Origin of the sequence: Mucilaginibacter sp. 21P (genome assembly GCF_019331605.1) — a bacterium.
Taxonomy (GTDB): Bacteria; Bacteroidota; Bacteroidia; order Sphingobacteriales; family Sphingobacteriaceae; genus Mucilaginibacter; species Mucilaginibacter achroorhodeus.
In genome coordinates this window covers 2,964,157-2,986,032 of sequence record NZ_CP063061.1, presented here as the reverse complement: position 1 = coordinate 2,986,032, position 21,876 = coordinate 2,964,157, and the positions used below count along the sequence as shown (strand labels likewise).

The window sequence follows — 21,876 nt, the reverse complement described above, 5'->3', positions numbered from 1 at the left end:
TTAAAACATAAAACGATCATGAAAAAGTTCATCATAGCAGCAGCAGTAGTATTATCAACAAGCTTATCAGTAGCAAACGCAACCGGCACTAAAAAAGACATCGGTACAGCTGATATCAAAAAAGATATTGGCACTGCAGATACCAAGAAAGATATCGGTACCGCTGACACCAAAAAAGACATTGGCACCGCTGACACCAAAAAAGATATCGGCACTGCTGACTAATCATCCCCCAAGGCCTTATTCCAACCAGAGACATCAATTAACACACAGATAAAACATTCAAAATATAAAACGATCATGAAAAAGTTCATCATAGCAGCAGCAGTAGTATTATCAACAGGTTTTTCAGTAGCAAATGCAGCAACAGGCACTAAAAAAGACATCGGTACAGCTGATACCAAAAAAGACATTGGCACTGCGGACACTAAAAAAGATATCGGTACAGCTGACACCAAGAAAGATATCGGCACCGCTGATACGAAAAAAGATATCGGCACTGCTGACTAATTATCCCCAAGCCTTATTCCAACCAGAGACATCAATTAACACACAGATAAAAACATTCAAAATATAAAACGATCATGAAAAAGTTCATCATAGCAGCAGCAGTAGTATTATCAACAAGCTTATCAGTAGCAAACGCAGCAACAGGCACTAAAAAAGACATCGGTACAGCTGATACCAAAAAAGACATTGGCACTGCTGACACCAAAAAAGACATCGGTACAGCTGACACTAAAAAAGACATTGGCACCGCTGACACTAAAAAAGACATTGACACCGCTGACTAATCATCCCACAAGGCCTTATTCCAACCAGAGACATCAATTAACACACAGATAAAAACATTCAAAATATAAAACGATCATGAAAAAGTTCATCATAGCAGCAGCAGTAGTATTATCAACAAGCTTATCAGTAGCAAACGCAGCAACAGGCACTAAAAAAGACATCGGTACAGCTGATACCAAAAAAGACATAGGCACTGCTGACACCAAGAAAGATATCGGTACCGCTGACACAAAAAAAGACATTGGCACCGCAGACACTAAAAAAGACATAGGTACTGCTGACTAATTATTAAGCCAAAAAAATTTAACTATGAAAAAGTTTATCATTGCTGCAGCATTACTTCTAAGTACAGGAGTTACCGCTTATTCTTTATCAACCAAAAGTGATAACACATCTGCACCTGTAAATACTAAACAGGAGATCAACAACCTGAAGGTTAACGCCACAGCCGCTTCGCCAAAATCAGATATCGCAACTGCCGATTAATTTCGTGCAATCATTATATACAAAAATGCCCCGTTAAAAATCAACGAGGCGTCAGAAGGCGCGAGGCCAAATAATTTACATAGCCGGTTTACCGGCAGTTTTGAACTGGCTACAATTATCCAATTTGTATGTTAAAGTATATCCGGCGGCATCATCGGTAATCTGTCTACCATCTGCAGCATTAACTTTAAATGGCTTTTGCGCCAGTTCCTGTCCTGATAGTTTAAAAGCTACATTCATAGAGTCTTTCATACCTTCCTGCATAAAGCTCCAAACCGCTTTTATCTCGTTACCCGTTAATGTTCCATTCAAGGTTCCCTTTCGGCTATCCTTTTCCTTTGGTAACCACTTCATTTCACCGGTCACTTTATCGCCTTTTAATAATAAATGTACAGCGGTGGTATCCTGGTTACTTGTACCCTCTGTACGGATAAAGCAATAATCCATCTTTTGCGCAGGTGCTTTCATTTCAGATTTTGCGGTAGTGTCGCCACTAACATTAGCCGTCGTGTCAGATTTCTTTTCTCCATTTCCAGCGCAGGAGGCTAATGCAAGCGCGCATACTAAAAAATAAGGTTTCATTGTTGATCTCAGTTTTTGTTTACAGCTAAACAACATTGGGGAGTAAATGTTGTTAATTGTGTAACATTATACTGGCAATAGCGGTTATAGATTGCGATTGTGGCTTTTAAATTTGTTAGTTGCACATTTATATATATATTGCCCACGTTATGGCTTGCAACAGGCTTTTTAAGCCAGTATTAGCACAAACGGAATTAATACATTACTTACAGAAAACAAAAAACTTAAACATGGCAGCAAAAAAAGAAGGTGGAATTACCGCCTATTCAGTTAAAACAAAAACCAAGAATGTTCCAATGATCGATCCGGTTATTGATGTAAAATCAGGCAGATATATTGCTACTGGTAAAGATGCTGAAGGAAACAAAATGGCAGCAATTATGGGTAAAGCTGCGGCAGAAGAGCATATCAAAAATGGTAACGCTAAAAAAGGCTCTGGCTGGTAAATAATAATAACATTAGAAAAAAGGCCTGCAGTTTTGCAGGCCTTTTTTGTTACCACCTGCTGTAAGGCTTTACAGATAGCATTGCATTGGTATAACGGCTGTCATAACTTACCTCTTCTGTTACCCAATCAGGATTTTCAAAGCTCTCATCCTCAGTTTTCAATTCGATCTCTGCAACAATCAATCCTTTGTTACTTCCTTCAAAAACGTCAACCTCCCACAGATGCCCCTTGTAAGAAATATTGTACCTGGTTTTCTCTACTGATGACGTTGCAAATTCAGCAAGTATCTCTGAGCCCTGTAGTTTTGGTATCTCGTATTCAAATTCACTTCTGCTAATACCATCGGCCGCTCCCTTCAGCGTAATGTATGCTGTATTATTTGTAACTCTTATACGTACGGTACGTGTATCTTCATTTAAAATGTACCCTTGCTTGTAGATATTACCTTCCGGCTTTTTTAGGGCATTCCATTTATCATGATCTACTAAAAACTTTCTCTCTATCTCCTGGCCCATTGTAGCTTAATTTTTACAGTGATTTATTTAAACATTTAGCTTCAAATGTAAAATTTTTTGTTGCTGATAGAGTTAATGAAATGTTAAAAGCCCGCTTGTAGAAGCCATGGCTTAGGCTAAATGTTTATATTAGCCGTGCTATATCATTCTGATCATTCTGAGATATGAACCCTAAGAAATTTACGCTGTTTTTGTTTTCGTGTTTGTTTTCAGTTTCAACCGTTTTTGCTCAACGGGATACCATTGGTATTAAAACTATTGTTACAAAAACCTCTCAATATATCAATGCCTTTCCTTTTGAAAAGGTTTACCTGCATTTAGATAAGCCCTATTACACGGCAGGCGACACCATTTGGTTTAAAGCTTATGTTACCATTGACAAGCACCAGCCTACTGTGTTAAGCAATATTGTTTATGTTGATATAGCAAATGATAAGGATTCGATAATTAAAGTTCTTAAAATGCCGGTTGTTAACGGTACTGCCCATGGTAACATCTTTCTTCCGGCAGAAACCTATCGCCAGGGAAATTATCACCTAAGAGGATACACGCAATACATGCGCAATTATGATCCCGACTACTATTTTAATAAAAATATCACTATCGGCAACTCTATAATTGAAGGCATTAACACAGGTATTACGTTTAAAAATACCGGTAAACCGATTGCAGTAATAGCCTACAAAGAAACCGGTGGGGCCGGTTTGGCTAACAGGCGTGTAAACTGGAGCATAGCAAATGCCAATGGAGATGAAGTTGCAAAAGGAAAAGCCACAACAGATGCCAATGGAAACATTACAGTGCCGCTTAGCGAAGCGGCCAATACCAACCTTCAAAAAGCCACGCTAATTGCTAATTTGGAAACCCCAGGTAAAAAGGAAAAGCTTGATCGGTTTCCATTACAGGGTGCTGCGGAACAGCATGATGTCCAATTTTTCCCTGAAGGTGGTGAATTAACACTGGGGGTAGAATCAAAAATAGCTTTCAAAGCTATCAATGCCAATGGCTTGGGCACAAATATCAAAGGTGTAGTAATAGATAATACAGGTGCAACCGTGGCTCAGCTTCAATCTCAGCACGCTGGTATGGGCGTTTTTATCCTTACACCGCAGGATGGCAAAACCTATAAGGCTAATATTACTTTCTCAGACGGTTCAACGGCTTCTTATGATATGCCGCGCATTAAACCGTCTGGTATAAGCTTGGCTGTAAATAATTTTGACCCAAATAACGTTAATATCAAACTAACGGCTAACCAAACTTACTTTGCAGCTAACCAGGGAAAAATGTATTATGTGTTGGCACAAAATGGCGGTGCAGTTTATTTTGCCGCTCAAACCGCCCTCACACAAGAAACCTTTACTTCATCAATTCCACGTGATAAATTTCCTACCGGAGTAATCCAATTCAGTTTAATGAGCGAGCGAGGCGTTATACTCGCAGAGCGCGTGATATTTGTACAGCGGAACGATGCACTAAATATTGCCTTAAACTCTGATAAGAAAACCTATGGTGCCCGTCAAAAAGTCCATCTGCAGGTTGCCGCCAAAAAAGGAGCCGCTCCCGTAGCAGGCGATTTCTCTATCTCGGTAATTGACGAAACAAAAGTTCCGTATGATGAGGACAACGAAACCACTATTTTATCAGATCTATTACTTACATCAGAACTTAAGGGCAATGTTGAGAAACCTAATTATTATTTTCTTACAAAAAATGCCAATGCAGCTGCAGATCTTGACGTATTGATGCTTACACAAGGATATCGCCGTATATCTTATCGTAATGTTATCCTTAATAAAGTACCTCAAATAGTTTTGCAGCCAGAACAAAACGGATTAGAGATAACCGGTATGCTTAGAAACAATACAGGCATGCCAATTTCGAGAGGTAATTTGAGGTTGCAGATACCATCAAAAAGATTTTTTACAGAAACTATGACCGATATGGAGGGCAACTTCAAAGTTTCTAAACTTGACTTTGCTGATTCGGCCGAGATAGTTTTAAACGCACGTGGCAATGTTAACAGCCGTAATTTGGTGATCAGCGTTAACGGTGACCCATACCAGCCTGCAACCAAGAATATTTACAATCTTGACGAAATAATGAATATCGACAGTGCCTTTAAGACATTACTTGTCAACAGCAAACGGCAGTATGATAACACGCACACTTTAAAGGAAGTAACGATTAAGGCAAGGCCAATGGTAAAAAAGCCGAGCTATAAGGATTATAGCATGCTTAGCGGACTGCCGGCCATGTCAGACCAAAGCCTCACAGGCGAGAGATTTCAAGATTGTCCAAATCTCTACGTGTGTCTCCCGGCAAATCTTTTGGGCGTTACGGCGGAAGATAACAACCTATATTTCTCCAAAAATATCTCCAACTCCAATAAGTTACCCATACAGGTGTTTGTAGATGGTAAAGTTGTTGATTATGGATATTTGAACAGCATTGCAGGGCGTGATGTTGAAGTGATAGACGTATTTAAAAGTGATGGCGTAAGTTCAATAAACAGAACATATCAATCAGATGGTATCATATCTATCATCACGAAAAAGAAACCAAAGGGTGAGCGGATAACTTTACAACAATTACAGGATATGATCCCGAAAGGAAATGTGCTTACCTACAATGGCTTTGGTTATGCAGTGGCCAAAGAGTTTTATTCGCCCAAGTATGATGCCTTAAAACAAGGTGCCTTCGGCGGAGACCTGCGCAGTACAATTTACTGGAGCCCAAAAGTTAGGACCGATAAGGTAACTGGTACCACTTCTGTTGACTTCTTCAATGCAGATGGGCGCGGCACCTACCGTGCTACCATAGAGGGTTTTGATGCGGATGGTAACTTAGGCCGTTATATATATCGTTACACGGTTAAGTAGTTGTTTTTGAATTAATAGCATCTTCGTATATTCAGGCAATTAAACCTGATTAATATGAATTTATCACAACTTAATTTACCTGCGGTATTGGTAGCAGCATTATCGGGGTTTGCTATTGGTGGTATCTGGTATGCTCCTTCAGTTTTCGGTAAAGCCTGGATGGCCGACAACGGTTTAACAACTGATGCTATACAGCAAGGAAACAAGGCCAAAATATTTGGCTTTACAGCATTCTTTTCGTTACTCATGGCATTTAACCTAGCCATGTTTCTTGCTGATGCTAAAACCGATGTAAGCTGGGGCGCAACCGCGAGCTTCCTCGCCGGCATCTGGACATTCAGTGCAGTTGCGATCCATAGTTTGTTTGAACTTAAAAGCTGGCGCCTCATTTTTATAAACGGCGGTTATAGCGTGGTTACGCTTACCGTAATGGGCGCTATAATCGGCATTTGGAGATAGTGGCTATCAACAATTTATCACACCAAAGTTTATGACAATGGTGTGAGCTTTTTGGCGAACAATAGCACACAGCAGGCGTTATTCTTATAAATCTTAAAGATCAATTTATGAGTAACGTAACAAATAATATTTCACCAAATTTCACAATAGGCGGTGAGCTTACCATTAACCGTTTGGGCTATGGCGCTATGCGTATTACAGGCAAAGGCATTTGGGGCCCGCCGCAAGATAAAGACGAAGCCATACGTGTATTAAAGCGTGCAGTTGAGTTAGGCGTAAATTTCATAGATACCGCAGACAGCTATGGCCCGCATGTATCTGAAGAATTAATAGCCGAAGCTTTGTACCCATACTCTGCCGGCTTAGTGATAGGCACAAAAGGTGGACTGCTCCGCACCGGGCCTGACCAGTGGCCGGTTGACGCAAGCCCAAAACATTTGAAGGAAGCATTAGAGGGAAGCCTGAAACGATTGAAACTTGATCGCATAGATCTGTATCAGTTACACAGGATAGACCCTAAGGTGCCTGCCGAAGAAACTTTCGGGTTTTTAAAGCAAGCACAGCAAGAGGGTAAAATTGTCCATATCGGTTTATCTGAAGTTAGTGTTGATGATATTAAACATGCCCAGGAATTTTTTGAAGTAGTATCAGTGCAGAATATGTACAGCGTTGATAACCGCAAATGGGAAGGTGTATTAAACTATTGCGAGGATAATGATATAGCCTTTATACCATGGTTCCCGCTTAATGCAGGTAATGTTGCCAGCCAGGAGATTTTGCAAAAAGTAGCCGAAAAACACGGCGCTACTGCGCACCAGGTTGCCTTGAACTGGTTGCTGCAGCACTCAAAAAACATTTTGTTGATACCAGGCACATCAAGCGTAGGCCATCTCGAAGAAAACATGAAATCGGCAGAGATAAACTTGGATGCTGACGACATAGACCAATTGGATGGCATTGCGCCTCCGGTAGGTTAACAAACTATAATTTTGAAGGATGCCATACACGGCATCCTTTTTTATTTTTCTGCTATTTTTACGGTGTGAAAAGTAAAGAAGAAATACTCGCCAAATATTATACTACGGATGCTGACGGCCTTCCTGAGATATCTGCTGACGGATTATTGAAAGCAATGGAAGAATATCGAGATGCCACAGAAGGGGCTGCATTTAATGCCGCACGTCAAAATGCAGGCGATAAGCTGCTTTACGCTAACTTTTCGGATTATAGAGAAGCTTTAAAAAAAGAACCCCTTGAACCATCAGAAAACGAAAAGGTAAAATTTGTAGCTGATAGCATTGTAGAGCAATTTCTTCCATCAGACCCTACTGCACAGCACTTCTCATTCCAATTCAGGACGGAGGGTAAAGAGTACACAGCACGTTATATCAGAAATGTGCAAGGGTATTGGGAATACGAATCTTTTATTTAAGATCATATCGGCGCAACCTTAAATGGTTTTACGTCTACTGTTTCCCAAACCTTTTGGGTAATGTAAGGCTCTCCCTGTTTCCATGCTTCTAATTGTTCCTCGCTTTCAAATTGCATCACCAGTACTGATCCTATCATCTTGCCGTCGTCATCAAGCATAGCACCGCCCAATATAAAATTGCCAGTGGCTTTCAGTTCTTTTGCGCTATCCAGGTGATGTTGGCGTACATTCATGCGGCGTTCAAGGGCGCCTTCGTCGGTATAATCGTATGCTGTTACCAGGTATTGGTTCATGATATCGTTATTTACTAAAGCAACAAAGAAAACTGAACGATGTTTAGCACCACCAAAATTGTGTTGTAAATTTATTTTGAACAGGATGTAACAATAACTGTCTTTTTTACAATATTTGTTTCCTGATCACCGATAACCAATTATGAAAGGTCAACTTCAAGAAGCGTTTACAGAACTTTATGGCAAGCAAGCAGCCGATACTTTTTTTTGTCCCGGCCGCGTAAACCTTATCGGCGAACACATTGATTACAATGGTGGTTTGGTAATGCCATGTGCTATCACTTTTGGCACTTACTTGTTGGTTACACCTAATAATGATAACGTCTTCAGATTCAAAAGTTTGAATTTTGACGAGCATGCAGAAGTGCCTTTGCAGAGCTCTTACCAAAAAAACGGCGAAACTTGGTATAACTATCCTATTGGCGTTATTGATCATTTTCAAAAAAACGGCAAGCAATTACAAGGGCTGGATATGTTATTTTACGGCGATATCCCTATTGGCTCAGGACTATCGTCGTCTGCGTCCATCGAGGTTGTGACCGCATTTGCCCTTAATCAACTTTTCAACGCCGGTTACTCGCGACTGGAGTTGGTTAAGCTTTCTCAAGCGGTTGAGAACAAATTTATCGGCGTTAGCTGCGGTATTATGGATCAGTTTGCTGTTGCATTTGGTGAAGAAAACAAAGCACTGAAACTGGATTGCAACTCATTGGATTACGAAGCTGTAGACAGCAACCTGGGAGATTATGTATTGGCTATCATCAACACCAATAAACCCCGCAAGCTGGCCGAATCAAAATACAACGAACGCGTACAGGAATGCCAAACAGCGCTTAAAGCATTGCAGCAGCAGTTAGATATTACTTATTTGTGCGATATTGATACAGAAACCTTTAACAAGTGCAAGAACCTGATAGAAGATGAGACCGTATTAAAACGTGCACAACACGTGGTTGAAGAGAACGACCGTGTTAAACTGGCAGCAGAAGCATTGAATGATAACGACCTGGCAGAATTTGGCAGGTTGATGTATGCCTCTCACGATTCGCTGCGCGACCTGTACGAAGTAAGCGGCAAGGAACTGGATACTGTGGTTGAGTACGCAAAAACCAACCCCGACGTGGCCGGTGCGCGTATGACCGGCGCAGGCTTTGGCGGCTGCGCCATTGCATTGGTTAAGGGCAGCGCCTTTGAGCAATTTAGCAAAGAGGTTATTGCTTACTACACAAATAAGATAGGTTATGCACCTGCCGTTTACAGTTCACTTATCGGCAACGGCGTAGGTAGGTTGAATGAAGCTGTAAAATCGTAAATTTGCGGCTTTAGACTTTATAATGCGCAAACTAAAACTTGACGAACTTAATCGTGCTTCAGTAGAAGAATTTAAAGCCCAGGATAAACTTCCTGTAGCTGTAGTGCTTGATAATGTGCGCAGCATGCACAACATTGGCTCTATCTTCCGCACGTCAGATGGTTTCGCGGTCAACCAGATCTGTCTTTGCGGTATTACGGCTCAGCCGCCACATCGGGAGATAGAGAAAACTGCCCTGGGCGCAACCAACTCAGTTAACTGGCAGTATTTTGAAACACCTGTACAGGCCGTTGAACACTTACGCACAGAGGGTTACACCATTATCGCCATTGAGCAAGCTGAGAACAGTACTATGCTCAATACCTTCACCCCCGAGCCTGGGAAAAAGTACGCGCTTATATTCGGCAACGAGGTTAACGGCGTAAGCGATGAAGTGATGCAGCAGATCGATGCTTGTATTGAGATCCCTCAATTTGGCACAAAACACTCTTTTAATATTGTGGTATCAGCCGGTATTGTGTTGTGGGATTTTTACGTGAAGATAGTTTATAGTTCATAGTTCATAGCTCATAGTTCATATTTGCAACTTATCTGATTGCGCAAAGTTTTACTTAACTTGCTTAGGCTATCAACCATTATAACTAACCATGACCCAAAGCAGTCCGCTTGCCAAAAAACTGCAAATGAAAGCCGGCCAAACCTGGCTGATATTGAACGCACCTGACGATTACTTGGCTACGCTTGAACCCCTACCTGATGGTGTTGAGTTAACCTTCGCGGTAGGCAAACCGGTTAGCGGCATTCAGGTATTTGTTAAAACCGGTGCAGAACTGAGCGAAGTTTTAAAGCATTTAAAACCTTCTTTAAAAGATGACACCACGTTCTGGGTGATCTACCCAAAGAAAACCTCGGGTATTGAAACCGACTTGGAGATGATGAGCGGTTGGGAAGTGACTAAACCTTTTGGTCTGCGGCCGGTAGCTTCGGCTGCTATTAACAATGCATGGACATCGCTTCGCTTTCGCCCGGAACACCTGGTGAAGCATTCAGAGGGCAGCGCTGCATCCATTCGTAAAGAAAATGACTACTCAGAATTTATCGATGTAGAGAAAAAGCAGATAACTCTTCCACCCTACCTGCAGGAAGCTTTGGCGGCAGAACCGGCCGCAATGGCTTATTACGAGCAACTGGCCTGGTCGCACCGCAAAGAATACGTACTATGGATATTAAGCGCGAAACAGGAACAAACACGTGCAAACCGCATAGTTAAGATGGTGGAGATGTTGCTGGCAGGGAAGAAAAACCCGTCGGATAAATAATTCATCTAACCCATGAAGATGAAAGAGCGTTCACGTTCACGCCATGAACACTTGTGAACACCGTGAACGCCGGCATGCTTATTTTATAAGCATAAATCTCTAATTATCCAATTCGGGCTCATCTCTTTTCTTAATTATTATTCGTTCTAAATTACTAAAAGTCTGCGCATTATATCCGCAAACAGATTATAGTACTTAAACTTGCGGTATGGATAATTTTATGGCCGCGCGTTCGCAAATGGCGCTTTCACTTGGTTTCCACATCATATTTTCATGCATTGGCATGGTGATGCCATTCTTTATGGCAGTGTCACACTTTTTGTGGCTGCGCACCGGCGAGCAAGTGTACCAAAATGTTACCAAGGCCTGGAGCAAAGGTGTAGCCATTTTCTTTGCCACCGGTGCTGTATCCGGCACGGTGTTATCCTTTGAACTGGGACTGCTTTGGCCAACCTTTATGAAGCACGCCGGCCCCATCTTCGGTATGCCATTTTCGCTTGAAGGTACAGCATTTTTTATCGAGGCAATTGCACTGGGCTTTTTCCTGTACGGATGGAATCGTTTTAATCGCTGGTTCCATTGGGTTACAGGCGTGGTAGTAGGTATCAGCGGATTAGCATCAGGTATATTGGTAGTAGCGGCCAACAGTTGGATGAACAGCCCTACTGGGTTCGATTTTGTAAATGGCCAGTATACCAATATCGACCCAATAAAGGCAATGTTTAATCCTGCATGGTTTTCACAGGCCTTACACATGTGTATAGCCGCATTTGCAGCAACCGGTTTTGCTGTTGCGGGCGTACATGCGTTAATGGTATTCCGCAAGCGCAATGTTGACTTTCATCTGCGTTCGTTTAAAATTGCAGCGATATTTGGTGTACTGGCTGCCATACTACAGCCCCTAAGCGGTGATATATCTGCTAAGATGGTTGCCAAACGCCAACCTGCAAAGCTGGCCGCCATGGAGGCGCACTTTAAAACTGACCCCTACTCCCCGTTGATCATCGGTGGAATACCTGATGTGAAAAATCAAAAAGTAAATTACGCAGTTGAGTTGCCCGGCATGCTTAGCTTTCTGGTTTATGATAATTTCAAAACACCGGTTAAAGGGCTCGACCAGATACCTAAACAGGACCAGCCCCCTATTGCTGTTACCCACTACGCTTTCCAATTAATGGTGGCATTGGGTATGGCCATGATGGCGCTGGGTGTACTTTACCTCATTGCCATTTGGAAAAAGCGGTTATGGCTAACCGCAGGGTGGTTTCTTAAACTATTTATCTTAGCTACCCCTATTGGCTTCATAGCCGTTGAAGCCGGGTGGACGGTAACAGAAGTTGGCCGCCAACCCTGGATAATACAAGGCGTAATGCGCACCGCAGATGCAGTTACACCAATGCCTGGCATACATTATTCGTTCTATTTGTTTACGGCGGTTTATGTATCGTTAAGCATTGCTGTGATATTTCTTTTGTACAGGCAAATTAAAATGGTGCCTGTTATTTATGATGTTAAACCCAAACCTGTGCATGCCAAATAAGAGCTTATGATCTACGTAGTAATTATTTTTCTGTGGGTTTCGCTGCTGCTATACCTGGTTATGGGTGGTGCCGATTTTGGTGCAGGTATAATTGAGTTGTTTACCTCCACCCCAAATAAATCGCGGACCAGGCGAATTATGTACAATGCCATCGGCCCAATTTGGGAGGCAAACCACATGTGGCTTATCATCGCCATTGTGATATTGTTTGTGGGTTTTCCTACCATCTACGCTACCATGTCAACCTATTTACATATCCCGTTAACCATCATGCTGATGGGGATCATAGCTCGTGGCACAGCATTAACCTTTCGTAATTATGATGCCGTTAATGATAACATGCAGAAGGTTTACAACAAGATATTTGTGTACTCCAGCTTTATTACGCCGTTATTTTTGGGAATTATTGCGGGGAGCACCGTATCCGGCCGGGTAGATCCGCAGGCCAACAATTTTAGGGATGCCTATATTTTCAGCTGGTTCAATTGGTTCTCTGTTACCATTGGCTTTTTTACCACATCTTTATGCGGATTTTTAGCGGCAATTTACCTTATAGGCGAAGCCCGCGACGATGCTGAGCGCCGCAGTTTCATCCGCAAAGCCCGCATCATGAATGTGGCCGCGGTTGTATCAGGCGCGGTTGTGTTTGCGGCATCCATTAAGGAAAATATCCCGCTGGTGCAGTGGGTGTTTGGTAATTTCATCGGTATTGCTGCTGTTGGTTTGGCAACGCTGTCGCTTATCCTTTTATGGTACCTAATAAGTAAAGGTAAGCGTTACATCATACGTGTGCTGGCCGGTTTCCAGATGACCATGATCTTGTTGACCACCACTTACAAGCACTACCCAAACATTGTTATCCTTAAAAACGGCACTTATTTGTCGTTATTAGTTCATCGCGGGGCTGATAAAACCATACAGGCTTTGGGTATAGCGCTACTGGCCGGGAGTTTATTTATACTGCCTGCACTATTTTACCTGGTTTGGAGTTTTCAAAAGAAAGATCCTAATCACAGTGCGGATCTGCATCATTAATCTATCGACAAAAATTTATTCTATGCGAAAAGTATTATTGCTTCAGTTCTTTTTAGCATGTTTCACCTTTGCCATAGCGCAAACCCCACTTAAAAATAAGATCAATGAAATAGCTAAAGATGCAAAAGGCGAAATTGGCGTAAGCATGATCGACCTGCAAACCGGAAGATCATTTTCCATTAATGGTGATAAGCCCCTGGTGATGCAGAGTACCTTTAAATTCCCTATCGCGGTTGCGGTTTTGCATAAGGTTGATAAAGGCAGTATTAAGCTCGAAGATAAACTTCGTCTCACCAAAGCCGATCTGCCCGAAAATTACAGTCCGCTGCGCGATAAGCACCCAGACGGCAACGTTGACGTAACCATACGCGAACTGCTCGATTACATGCTGATCTGGAGCGACAACGATGCATGCGATATTCTGCTAAATAGGGTTTGCAGCAAAGCGGAAGTAGAACAGTACATGCATCAGTTAGGTGGCACTTCTTTCAGGATAAGAGCAACCGAGATGGAAATGAAGAATGATTGGCAGGCGCAATTTACTGATGTTTGCACGGTGACTGACATGGCAAAGCTATTTAGAACTGTGAGAAATGGCGAAGCCCTCTCTGCAAACAGCACCGAATACATTATTAAAACGATGGAAAAAACGGAGGTAGGCAAGAAACGGATAAAAGGACTTTTGCCGGCGAACACCGTTGTTGCCCATCGCACCGGCACTTCGGCTACGGATACCCGGACCGGGATCTCCCCTGCTACCAATGACGGCGGCATAATCACCTTACCAAACGGCAAGCAATTTATACTGGTAGTGTTTGTAAGTAATGCAAAGGCCGATACCGATACGCGCGAAGCAGTTATAGCACGCATTGCCAAGGTAGTTTACGATGACGTTGTGAGCGGAAAATTAAACTGATAATGGCAAGCGAAAAGATATGAAGATATTGGTGACCGGTTCGGCAGGTAAGTTAGGGGGGGCAGTGATGCAAAGGCTCCGGTCTGCAGGTTTAAATGCTGTTGGTGCTGACCTTGTAGTTTCGCCAACGACTGACATAATTTTAGACATTAAAAATAAAGCTGGTGTAGATGAAGCATGTTATGGAGTTAATGCCATAATACATACGGCTGCTATTCATGGGAAACATTGCGACCTGAACTACCCGCGCGAAGAATTTATCGATACCAATATCCACGGCACGCTCAACTTGCTTAATGCAGCGGTAAAACAAGGCGTAAGACGCTTTTTGTATATTAGTACCACATCAATCTACGGTACGGCAATGGTTGATCCATATAAGGCGGTGTGGGTTGATGAATCACTTACCGAACAGCCGCGCGATATTTACGACATTACCAAACAAGCTGCTGAACAACTTTGCAAAGATTTCTTTTATAAAGAGAAACTTCAAACCTCGGTTTATCGCGTTGGTCGTTTTTTGCCCGAAGCACCTAACCTGGAAGCTAATCATCGCTTGTATCGCGGACTTGACGAACGAGATGGAGCTGAAGCGCTATACCTGGCTTTACACAAAGACTTTAAAGAATTTGAAATTTTCAATATTGCAAGCACAAGCCCGTTTACAAAAGCAGATCTGCAAGTACTTAAAACAAACCCGGCTGACGCTATTTTGAGGCTTTACCCCCATGCTGCAGAAATTTACCGGTCAAAAGGGTGGGAACTACCCAATAGTATTGACAGAGTTTACGTGATAAATAAAGCACGGAAAATGTTAGGATACGAACCGATATTTGATTTTGAATACCTGCTAAATAGAAAGTAGGCCACTATCACATTTGATTCCAGCTAATTCCTTTGAGATAAAACATCCCAAACTTCCGGGTTCCAAATCCGTCTGTCTACCATTATTCAAACGAATTTATTAAGTTAGCGGGATATGGGTATCAGCGAGATCATTTCTATTACCGTTGTACTGGCAGCACTATTTGCATATATCAACAATCGCATTATTAAATGGCCTCCTACTATTGGCATTATGGTAATGTCGCTATGTTGCTCTATCATCTTAGCCGTTTGGGGTAATTACCATCCTTTTCTCCCGGATAAAGCCCTCCTCCTGGTCGAGTCTATCAACTTTAGGGACGTATTGCTCAAATTTATGCTGAGTTTTTTACTTTTTGCAGGGGCAATACACATAGATACTGATCAATTAAGAAAAGAACGTTGGCCTGTTTTAGCACTATCAACAATAGGTACCGTAATTTCTACGGCAGTTGTTGGTATAACTACGTTCTATCTGTTCTCACTTTTCAATATCCACATCCCTTTTATTTATTGCTTGCTATTTGGTTCGGTTATATCACCTACCGATCCGATAGCTGTTTTAGCTATACTCAAAGAAGCAAAGATCCCATCCTCTCTTGAATTAAAAATTTCAGGCGAATCGTTATTTAACGATGGCATAGCAGTAGTAATATTTGTGACTTTACTGGATGCCGCAGGCACCGGCTCAACCATCGATGCCTTATCAGTTGCAAAACTTTTTTTACAGGAAGCCGTGGGCGGCATTTTGTTTGGTGCGCTGTTGGGCTATACCGGTTACTACGCGCTAAAACCTATTGATGATTACAAAGTAGAAGTACTGGTAACTGTGGCCATAGTAATGGGCGGGTATCTTTTGGCAGGTTTGCTACATGTATCAGGCCCTTTAGCAATGGTAGTTGCAGGCTTACTTATAGGCAATAAAGTTAAACGCCAGGCTATGTCAAAAATCAGTCGGGATTATCTGGGCAAATTTTGGGAACTCATCGACGAGATCTTAAATGCTATTCTTTTCCTGCTGATAGGTCTTGAGATGCTCATCATCAAGATAAACACTACCATTTTGATCATCGGAGCCATCAGTATCATCACAGTATTATTTGCCAGATGGCTGGCAGTATTTGTACCCATCAATCTTCTTAAATTGAAGATCAAATTTGAACGTAATGCTGTAACTATTTTAACCTGGGGCGGTTTGCGGGGAGGACTTTCTGTGGCGTTGGCCCTTTCTTTAGGGCCACAGATGTATCGCGAAGAGTTTGTGCTTATCACCTACATAATTGTTGTCTTTTCCATCCTTGTGCAAGGACTTACGATTGGCAGTTTCACTAAAAAATTATTACGTAATCCAAACTGACACTTTGATAGCCAATAGGGCTATTCCTGATTTTCTGAAACAAAATCACAACTAAAAGGTGTTATAAGCTATAATTTGTTTTGAGCCCTTTCCATTAGGGTTAAATATCTCAGGAATGAAATTCAACGGCATTTTCATTAAAACAGCGGTTCTATTACTGCTTAATATCGTCTCAATAAATATCGCTTTTGCCCAGGTACCAACTTTAAAAAGCGATTCGGGGCAAACCCTGCCTGATACCTTGCTTTTCAGGATGCAACGTGCACAGGCTGCTATCACAGAAATAAACGCAGCTAACAAAGATGGTTACAATACCTTAACCGCCAGGCAAACGCTTAAAGACATACGGCAAAACGTTCAACCAATAAAAGAAGACCTTGATACCAAGGAGCGAATTATCGAGCCAAAAATTCTGAGTAATTACCAGCTGATATTAAAAACATCGCAAGAAAACCTGCAGGACATACAAGACAAGCTATCTAAAGAAAGCAACGACCTGCAGCGCATGTCAAAAGAGATAGTGCATTTGAGTCAGGATTCGGTTTTGATGATAAAAGCTGATGACACTACTGCCAAAAATCTATATAAAAGCCAGCTCCTGGATATCAAGCTGAGGTTGCAAAATGCGGGCAAACTTACCACTGCTAACCTCGACACCACGAGCAAGTTACTTGCCGAGGTATCAGCAACTAATCTTGAGCTTACAGAATTGCAGGTTGATATCAGCGACCGCATGAGAACATCAGGCAGAAGTGCTTTAAGAAAAGAGTCGCCCTATATTTGGTCGGCACCGGTAGAAAACAAAGGCGAAGATTTGGGAGAACTGCTCTCGTCATCCATCAGAGGGCAAAATAAAATACTTGGTTACTTTATCAATTCTACCTGGGATAACCGCATCCTGGTAATACTGTTTGGGGTTGCATTTTTCTTGTGGGTGTTTCTTAACTATCGCAAAGCAAATAAACCGGATGTGCGGGAAACCCTTGGCGCACTGGAGTTTAAATACATCAGTGCCGTACCGGTGATCCCGGCGCTTATTGTGATGCTCATCATCACCCCGCTTTTTGAGCCCGATTCACCGTCGCTTTATATCGAGATCATTTCCTTTGCCTTGCTTATCCTGCTCACCATTGATTTCTGGAAAAAGCTGCCCGCAAAGCAACTGAGGCGGTGGCTTTACATTGTTGGGCTGTATATACTGGTAATGGCTGTAACGGCCACTGTACACCATGCCATCTTTGTGCGCTTGTTATTAATTGCCGTTAACATTGCCTCACTATACATAGGTTATAAATTTTATCAAAAATTAAAAGAGATTAACTTTAAAAAAGGGTTTATCAAGCCTGTACTTTATGTTTTCTTCTACCTGAATATTATAGCTATTTTTCTGAATGTTTTTGGCCGGATAAGCCTGGCGAAAATTGATTCTGTGACAGCAATAGTTGGCTTAACCCAGGTTATAGGGCTGGCTATTTTCATCCAGATACTAACTGATGCCCTGGAACTGCAGATAAAGATCAGCTCTTCCAACGGCGGTTTGTTCTCAAGGCTGGATGTTGCTAAAACACGGCAATCCTTTCAGCGAATGTTATCCGTTATTGCAGTGATACTGTGGTTGCTGGTTTTCTTCATCAATCTTAATGTTGCCGGGGGGGTGTTCAGTTTCGTTCACCAGGTGTTAGTAAAAGAAAGGGTTTTCGGTACACTTAAATTTACGCTGGGCAATGTGCTGTTCTTTGTGGTGATCATTTACATATCCAACATCCTGCAAAAAAATATCGGCGTTCTGTTTGGGGAAAAGTCCATCGGATATGCCAATAACCAGGTAGAACATAAGAGCTCTAAGCTCACGCTGTTCAGGCTGGTGATCGTAATGCTTGGTTTATTACTTGCCTTTACAGCGTCGGGCATACCTATGGATAGGTTAACGGTAGTGTTAGGTGCGCTTAGTGTGGGTATAGGTTTGGGCATGCAGAACATCGTCAACAACTTTGTGTCCGGCGTAATACTGGTATTTGAAAAGCCTTTTGAAATTGGTGACTTTATTGAAATAGCCGACAAAAAAGGCAAGATCCAGGACATTGGCATACGCTCAAGCAAGATGTTGACGCAATACGGCTCCCAGGTGATCATCCCAAACGGCGACCTGCTCTCCAATCGCCTCGTTAACTGGACACAGGGTGCATCCTACGTAAAATCAGAGATGATATTTAAGGTAAATATAGCGACTGATCTGAACGCGCTTTCTAAAATTTTAGAAGACCTGATAGATCAAACAGACCACACTGTTAAAAACCTGCCGCCCGAGATCCTGATAAATAATATTACTGCTGATGCTGTAGAAATTAAAATATTGATATGGGTTACCAGTGTATATATAGAACCGGCCTTTAAAAGCAAGCTGTTGGCAGATTTGCTGCAGCGCTTTACAGACGCACAGATAAAAGTGATGTGATCAACTGCGCATGTGGTTTTAACGGAGGTACAATTTCGGCGGGAGCGGTTCTCTCTGCAAGTGCGGTTACATCATCGAAATAGGTTTGGGCCAGTGCATCCCAACTTAGCTCGTTCATGTGCTTGATGCATTCTGTGGCAAAATGATGGGCAAGTGGTTTATTATTGAGTAGTGTTTCCAGCTTTTCAACGTAATCATCTGCATCAAAGGGCCTGCATCTAAAACCGTCTTTGCCATGCTCAACAAAATCTTTTGATCCGCCGCCGTCTGCTATTACACAAGGTAACCCGGATGCCATCGCTTCGGCCACCACGTTACCATAGGTTTCTGAAATTGAGGGAAATAGAAAAACATCTGCAGATGCATAAAGCGATGCCAGATAAATATGGTCGACCTTACCAGTGAAGAAAGCACCTTTCATTCTCTTTTCGCAGTCTTTACGGGCAACACCATCACCTACCACCAAAAAATTGACTTGGTTGTTGCGCTGTTTAAATTTCTCGTAAATAGCGATCAGCGTTTCCAGGTTTTTCTCCCAAACAAGCCTGCTCGCAAACACTATGGTTGGGTTTCTATTTCCAGTTAATCGCTCTATAACACGTTTATCACGCTTCAAGGGATTAAAAAGCTGAGTGTCTATCCCGCGTTTCCACAACTGCATATTACTATACCGGAGACCGATACTGGTTAATTCCTGTTGTATACTGGTTGATGGTACGTAGACCTTGTCGCACCGATTATAAAATTTCCGGTATCCCCTGGCAATGTGATCCTTAAGCGGTTTGATCAGAAAAGGTGTTAACTTGAAATAGTAATTAACGTACGATATAAAGTGCGTATGGTAAATACTCAGCACCGGGAGTTTATTGTCCTGTGCATATTCAAGCGCAAAACTACCAAGATATGATGGGGTGGAAATATGGATCACCTGCGGGGCAAATGCCTTAAGCTTTTCGCTTAACAAAGATTTAACCCGGCCGGGCAAGGTTAACGAATACCTGGTGTTCAAAGGCACTTTAATATGCGGTACTCTAAATGTTTGGAAATCGCCTATTTGGTCGGGCCCGGCTCCGTAGATAAATAAATATTCAAAGCGAGATGTATCTATCCTGCTGATAATTTGATACATGGTGCGCACGGCCCCGTCAAAATCTTCTGCCAATATTTCGGCAAAAAACGCTACCCTTATCTTATTCAAAAAAAGTCCCTTTCAGCAGATATTATAAAGAATGGGAGTGCTGGTGTTTTTCTTTAAGCCTGCTGCGCATTGTACGGCGGTGCGACTCGTCTTTTTTTACCGGCACGCGCGAGGCTGCCCAGATAACCAGCCCGGCTATCAGCAGCATTATAAGATCAAGTGATGAATAGCCCATTTCCATTGGTTTTATGTTATAACACAAACTTACCCGCTTAGTTTAAGGGTAATGTTAAAAGCAGATTATGAGATGAATAACTTTCGTCACGAAGTTAATTTTTATGTTAAGAGTTAATATACTCTCGTAAGTTGTGCTTATGCATTTTGTTTTATTTATAATTAAATAATACCTTAGCCACACATCTGTTTATACTTACATCTCAGCGTTATTTTTGTTTTCGGCATTAGCCCATAACGGTATCCTTTACGCTATTTTATTTAAACAGATAGCTGCACTCGATTAAATTTTGTGATGGACAAAAAAAAGAATTACGATTCGGATTTCTGCGGAAGCCTTCCCCTTAATCATATCAACGTAATACAATCCTACGGTTACCTGCTGGTTGTTGACAGCGAGTCGCTTGATGTGATACAAGCAAGCGAAAACATATCCGAGCTGCTTGATAAGCCTGCGTCCGATGTGGTCAACACGCCACTTGCAACCTATGCCGATACAACTGCAATCGTTAAATTACAGGAGCGTTTTGGGGATACTGTTAAAGATAAAGTACCTGCAACATTTGTTATAGGTGGCACCAAGGTACAGGCATTGGTTCATTTTAAACCCGGTTATATTATTTTAGAGCTGGAAAAACCTTCCGTAGCTGCCGAACGGAGTTTCGCCAATGTTTTTGAAGAAGTAAAATACGCTATGGCCGCCATTGAGCAGGCCGATACCATAGAGAATGTAAGCCAGGTAGCCGTAACTGAACTACGCAAGCTAACCGGGTTTGATGGCATTATGATGTACCACTTTGATCCTGACTGGAACGGCACCGTTATTGCCGAGGACAAGGTGCAGGATGAGGGGCTGGAAAATTACATGGGCCATACCTTTCCGGCATCAGATGTGCCAAAGCAGGCAAGGCAGCTTTATCTTAAAAATGCTTACCGCTTAATACCAGACAGGGATTTTAAACCGGTACGCCTATACCCTGTTATCAACCCAAAAACAAATACATTTATTGATCTGAGCGATTGCAACCTGCGCGGTGTGGCTGCCGTTCACCTGGAGTATCTGAAAAACATGAATGTACAGGCAAGTATGTCGTTCAGGGTGATACACAACGGGCAACTTTGGGGGCTCATTGCCTGCCACCATTTAACGCCGCGCTACCTTAGTTTTGAACTATGCAGCGTTTGCGAGTTGATATCATCAGTAGTATCAAATAAGATAACTACAATATTATATAAGGAGAATTTCGAGTTTGAGGCAGACCTGCAAAAGAAACAAACAAATCTTATTGCCCAGGTTTATGCCGAAGGTGACCTGCTTGCAGGATTACTGAATGATACCGAACTTAACCTGATGGATGTGCTTAACGCCGGTGGCGTAGCTGCATCTATTAAAGGTAAACTTTACAAAGCCGGCAATACGCCTGATAATGACTTTTTGGAGAATATGGTACTATGGCTGCAGAGCAAAAACGTAAATAAACTTTTTGTAAGCGATCATCTCTCATCCGTTTATGACGAAGCCCTGCCCTTTGCTGATATAGCAAGCGGCGCATTGGCTATACCTGTTAACAGCGCCACAGGCGACTACATCGTTGCCTTTAGGCCCGAGGTTAAACAAACCATAAAATGGGGTGGCAACCCTAACAAAGCCATAAATTTTGAGCCAGATGGCAAAAACTACCATCCAAGAAATTCGTTTAAGCTTTGGCAAGAAACGGTTCATAATACCTCTGAGCCATGGAAAAAAGAAGAAATTGGCATAGCTGAGAATATGAGAAGTTTCGTATATGAATTTACAACGCATAACGCATAGT

25 protein-coding genes are annotated in these 21,876 nt (G+C 42.2%); 20 read left to right on the top strand and 5 right to left on the bottom strand.

The window, feature by feature from the left end; genetic code table 11:
* The first annotated feature begins 18 nt into the window (after nucleotides 1-18).
* From INP83_RS13405 to INP83_RS13385, 5 genes are all read left to right on the top strand, one after another.
* Nucleotides 19-225 (top strand): hypothetical protein, encoded by a 207-nt coding sequence (locus tag INP83_RS13405; RefSeq protein ID WP_219124641.1) that lies wholly within the window; start codon nucleotides 19-21, stop codon nucleotides 223-225.
* A gap of 75 nt (nucleotides 226-300) precedes the next feature.
* Nucleotides 301-510 (top strand): hypothetical protein, encoded by a 210-nt coding sequence (locus tag INP83_RS13400; protein ID WP_219124640.1) that lies wholly within the window; start codon nucleotides 301-303, stop codon nucleotides 508-510.
* Nucleotides 511-584: 74 nt separating this feature from the next.
* Nucleotides 585-794 (top strand): hypothetical protein, encoded by a 210-nt coding sequence (locus INP83_RS13395; protein ID WP_219124639.1) that lies wholly within the window; start codon nucleotides 585-587, stop codon nucleotides 792-794.
* Between the two features lie 76 nt (nucleotides 795-870).
* Nucleotides 871-1,080 carry a hypothetical protein gene (locus INP83_RS13390; RefSeq protein WP_146272100.1) on the top strand — a complete coding sequence of 70 codons (210 nt, stop codon included), beginning with the start codon at nucleotides 871-873 and terminating at the stop codon, nucleotides 1,078-1,080.
* Between the two features lie 24 nt (nucleotides 1,081-1,104).
* Complete coding sequence (locus INP83_RS13385; RefSeq protein WP_186458766.1) at nucleotides 1,105-1,281, top strand: hypothetical protein; 177 nt, start codon at nucleotides 1,105-1,107, stop codon at nucleotides 1,279-1,281.
* 75 nt (nucleotides 1,282-1,356) lie between these two features.
* Here INP83_RS13385 and INP83_RS13380 read toward each other — a convergent pair whose 3' ends face one another.
* Entirely contained in the window at nucleotides 1,357-1,863 is a 507-nt protein-coding gene (locus INP83_RS13380) for a hypothetical protein (protein WP_219124638.1), read from the bottom strand.
* 230 nt (nucleotides 1,864-2,093) lie between these two features.
* On the opposite strand from INP83_RS13380, the gene INP83_RS13375 reads away from it, so the two are divergent.
* On the top strand, nucleotides 2,094-2,309 hold the full coding sequence (locus INP83_RS13375; RefSeq protein WP_146272098.1) for a hypothetical protein: 216 nt from the start codon (nucleotides 2,094-2,096) through the stop codon (nucleotides 2,307-2,309).
* A gap of 49 nt (nucleotides 2,310-2,358) precedes the next feature.
* Here the strand turns inward: INP83_RS13375 and INP83_RS13370 are convergent, their stop codons facing one another.
* On the bottom strand, nucleotides 2,359-2,826 hold the full coding sequence (locus tag INP83_RS13370; RefSeq protein WP_219124637.1) for a CYTH domain-containing protein: 468 nt from the start codon (nucleotides 2,824-2,826) through the stop codon (nucleotides 2,359-2,361).
* A 164-nt stretch (nucleotides 2,827-2,990) separates the two neighbouring features.
* On the opposite strand from INP83_RS13370, the gene INP83_RS13365 reads away from it, so the two are divergent.
* The 4 genes from INP83_RS13365 to INP83_RS13350 all read left to right on the top strand — a co-directional run bounded on the left by INP83_RS13365 (nucleotide 2,991) and on the right by INP83_RS13350 (nucleotide 7,599).
* A complete protein-coding gene (locus tag INP83_RS13365) occupies nucleotides 2,991-5,708 on the top strand; it encodes a carboxypeptidase regulatory-like domain-containing protein (protein WP_219124636.1) in 2,718 nt (905 codons plus the stop codon).
* Between the two features lie 54 nt (nucleotides 5,709-5,762).
* A complete protein-coding gene (locus INP83_RS13360) occupies nucleotides 5,763-6,167 on the top strand; it encodes a DUF1761 domain-containing protein (protein ID WP_219124635.1) in 405 nt (134 codons plus the stop codon).
* Nucleotides 6,168-6,274: 107 nt separating this feature from the next.
* Nucleotides 6,275-7,144 carry an aldo/keto reductase gene (locus INP83_RS13355; protein ID WP_219124634.1) on the top strand — a complete coding sequence of 290 codons (870 nt, stop codon included), beginning with the start codon at nucleotides 6,275-6,277 and terminating at the stop codon, nucleotides 7,142-7,144.
* Nucleotides 7,145-7,209: 65 nt separating this feature from the next.
* Nucleotides 7,210-7,599, top strand: a complete 390-nt coding sequence (locus tag INP83_RS13350; protein ID WP_219124633.1) for a hypothetical protein — start codon at nucleotides 7,210-7,212, stop codon at nucleotides 7,597-7,599.
* 2 nt (nucleotides 7,600-7,601) lie between these two features.
* On the opposite strand, the gene INP83_RS13345 is transcribed toward INP83_RS13350, so the two are convergent.
* Nucleotides 7,602-7,892, bottom strand: a complete 291-nt coding sequence (locus INP83_RS13345; RefSeq protein WP_146272092.1) for a YciI family protein — start codon at nucleotides 7,890-7,892, stop codon at nucleotides 7,602-7,604.
* Nucleotides 7,893-8,034: 142 nt separating this feature from the next.
* On the opposite strand from INP83_RS13345, the gene INP83_RS13340 reads away from it, so the two are divergent.
* From INP83_RS13340 to INP83_RS13300, 9 genes are all read left to right on the top strand, one after another.
* Nucleotides 8,035-9,204 (top strand): galactokinase, encoded by a 1,170-nt coding sequence (locus INP83_RS13340; protein WP_219124632.1) that lies wholly within the window; start codon nucleotides 8,035-8,037, stop codon nucleotides 9,202-9,204.
* 22 nt (nucleotides 9,205-9,226) lie between these two features.
* The gene (locus INP83_RS13335; protein ID WP_219124631.1) at nucleotides 9,227-9,763 is read left to right on the top strand and encodes an RNA methyltransferase; all 537 of its coding nucleotides are present in this window, start codon (nucleotides 9,227-9,229) and stop codon (nucleotides 9,761-9,763) included.
* Nucleotides 9,764-9,851: 88 nt separating this feature from the next.
* A complete protein-coding gene (locus INP83_RS13330) occupies nucleotides 9,852-10,523 on the top strand; it encodes a YdeI family protein (protein WP_219124630.1) in 672 nt (223 codons plus the stop codon).
* A 208-nt stretch (nucleotides 10,524-10,731) separates the two neighbouring features.
* The gene (locus tag INP83_RS13325; protein WP_219124629.1) at nucleotides 10,732-12,063 is read left to right on the top strand and encodes a cytochrome ubiquinol oxidase subunit I; all 1,332 of its coding nucleotides are present in this window, start codon (nucleotides 10,732-10,734) and stop codon (nucleotides 12,061-12,063) included.
* Between the two features lie 6 nt (nucleotides 12,064-12,069).
* Nucleotides 12,070-13,098, top strand: a complete 1,029-nt coding sequence (locus INP83_RS13320; RefSeq protein ID WP_219124628.1) for a cytochrome d ubiquinol oxidase subunit II — start codon at nucleotides 12,070-12,072, stop codon at nucleotides 13,096-13,098.
* 22 nt (nucleotides 13,099-13,120) lie between these two features.
* Nucleotides 13,121-14,014, top strand: coding sequence for a class A beta-lactamase (bla, locus tag INP83_RS13315; RefSeq protein ID WP_219124627.1), 894 nt, complete (start codon nucleotides 13,121-13,123; stop codon nucleotides 14,012-14,014).
* Between the two features lie 19 nt (nucleotides 14,015-14,033).
* On the top strand, nucleotides 14,034-14,879 hold the full coding sequence (locus tag INP83_RS13310) for an NAD(P)-dependent oxidoreductase (protein ID WP_219124626.1): 846 nt from the start codon (nucleotides 14,034-14,036) through the stop codon (nucleotides 14,877-14,879).
* Between the two features lie 114 nt (nucleotides 14,880-14,993).
* On the top strand, nucleotides 14,994-16,235 hold the full coding sequence (locus INP83_RS13305) for a sodium:proton antiporter (RefSeq protein ID WP_219124625.1): 1,242 nt from the start codon (nucleotides 14,994-14,996) through the stop codon (nucleotides 16,233-16,235).
* 115 nt (nucleotides 16,236-16,350) lie between these two features.
* Nucleotides 16,351-18,690, top strand: a complete 2,340-nt coding sequence (locus tag INP83_RS13300) for a mechanosensitive ion channel family protein (protein WP_219124624.1) — start codon at nucleotides 16,351-16,353, stop codon at nucleotides 18,688-18,690.
* Here the strand turns inward: INP83_RS13300 and INP83_RS13295 are convergent.
* Nucleotides 18,662-19,888 (bottom strand): glycosyltransferase family 1 protein, encoded by a 1,227-nt coding sequence (locus INP83_RS13295; protein ID WP_255563154.1) that lies wholly within the window; start codon nucleotides 19,886-19,888, stop codon nucleotides 18,662-18,664. The genes INP83_RS13300 and INP83_RS13295 overlap by 29 nt on opposite strands.
* Nucleotides 19,889-19,910: 22 nt before the next feature.
* Nucleotides 19,911-20,069 carry a hypothetical protein gene (locus tag INP83_RS13290; RefSeq protein WP_186458764.1) on the bottom strand — a complete coding sequence of 53 codons (159 nt, stop codon included), beginning with the start codon at nucleotides 20,067-20,069 and terminating at the stop codon, nucleotides 19,911-19,913.
* Nucleotides 20,070-20,357: 288 nt separating this feature from the next.
* Between INP83_RS13290 and INP83_RS13285 the strand changes: the two genes are divergently transcribed.
* Complete coding sequence (locus INP83_RS13285; protein ID WP_219124623.1) at nucleotides 20,358-21,875, top strand: GAF domain-containing protein; 1,518 nt, start codon at nucleotides 20,358-20,360, stop codon at nucleotides 21,873-21,875.
* The last annotated feature ends 1 nt before the right edge of the window (nucleotide 21,876 follow it).

Coding starts and splice junctions, on each gene's coding strand:
- INP83_RS13335 (WP_219124631.1), top strand. CDS start 9,227: ATGCGCAAACTAAAACTTGACGAACTTAATCGTGCTTCAGTAGAAGAA.
- INP83_RS13380 (WP_219124638.1), bottom strand. CDS start 1,863: ATGAAACCTTATTTTTTAGTATGCGCGCTTGCATTAGCCTCCTGCGCT.
- INP83_RS13375 (WP_146272098.1), top strand. CDS start 2,094: ATGGCAGCAAAAAAAGAAGGTGGAATTACCGCCTATTCAGTTAAAACA.
- INP83_RS13395 (WP_219124639.1), top strand. CDS start 585: ATGAAAAAGTTCATCATAGCAGCAGCAGTAGTATTATCAACAAGCTTA.
- INP83_RS13390 (WP_146272100.1), top strand. CDS start 871: ATGAAAAAGTTCATCATAGCAGCAGCAGTAGTATTATCAACAAGCTTA.
- INP83_RS13305 (WP_219124625.1), top strand. CDS start 14,994: ATGGGTATCAGCGAGATCATTTCTATTACCGTTGTACTGGCAGCACTA.
- INP83_RS13325 (WP_219124629.1), top strand. CDS start 10,732: ATGGATAATTTTATGGCCGCGCGTTCGCAAATGGCGCTTTCACTTGGT.
- INP83_RS13345 (WP_146272092.1), bottom strand. CDS start 7,892: ATGAACCAATACCTGGTAACAGCATACGATTATACCGACGAAGGCGCC.
- INP83_RS13365 (WP_219124636.1), top strand. CDS start 2,991: ATGAACCCTAAGAAATTTACGCTGTTTTTGTTTTCGTGTTTGTTTTCA.
- INP83_RS13360 (WP_219124635.1), top strand. CDS start 5,763: ATGAATTTATCACAACTTAATTTACCTGCGGTATTGGTAGCAGCATTA.
- INP83_RS13290 (WP_186458764.1), bottom strand. CDS start 20,069: ATGGAAATGGGCTATTCATCACTTGATCTTATAATGCTGCTGATAGCC.
- INP83_RS13330 (WP_219124630.1), top strand. CDS start 9,852: ATGACCCAAAGCAGTCCGCTTGCCAAAAAACTGCAAATGAAAGCCGGC.
- INP83_RS13285 (WP_219124623.1), top strand. CDS start 20,358: ATGGACAAAAAAAAGAATTACGATTCGGATTTCTGCGGAAGCCTTCCC.
- bla (WP_219124627.1), top strand. CDS start 13,121: ATGCGAAAAGTATTATTGCTTCAGTTCTTTTTAGCATGTTTCACCTTT.
- INP83_RS13405 (WP_219124641.1), top strand. CDS start 19: ATGAAAAAGTTCATCATAGCAGCAGCAGTAGTATTATCAACAAGCTTA.
- INP83_RS13400 (WP_219124640.1), top strand. CDS start 301: ATGAAAAAGTTCATCATAGCAGCAGCAGTAGTATTATCAACAGGTTTT.
- INP83_RS13320 (WP_219124628.1), top strand. CDS start 12,070: ATGATCTACGTAGTAATTATTTTTCTGTGGGTTTCGCTGCTGCTATAC.
- INP83_RS13340 (WP_219124632.1), top strand. CDS start 8,035: ATGAAAGGTCAACTTCAAGAAGCGTTTACAGAACTTTATGGCAAGCAA.
- INP83_RS13300 (WP_219124624.1), top strand. CDS start 16,351: ATGAAATTCAACGGCATTTTCATTAAAACAGCGGTTCTATTACTGCTT.
- INP83_RS13355 (WP_219124634.1), top strand. CDS start 6,275: ATGAGTAACGTAACAAATAATATTTCACCAAATTTCACAATAGGCGGT.
- INP83_RS13385 (WP_186458766.1), top strand. CDS start 1,105: ATGAAAAAGTTTATCATTGCTGCAGCATTACTTCTAAGTACAGGAGTT.
- INP83_RS13310 (WP_219124626.1), top strand. CDS start 14,034: ATGAAGATATTGGTGACCGGTTCGGCAGGTAAGTTAGGGGGGGCAGTG.
- INP83_RS13370 (WP_219124637.1), bottom strand. CDS start 2,826: ATGGGCCAGGAGATAGAGAGAAAGTTTTTAGTAGATCATGATAAATGG.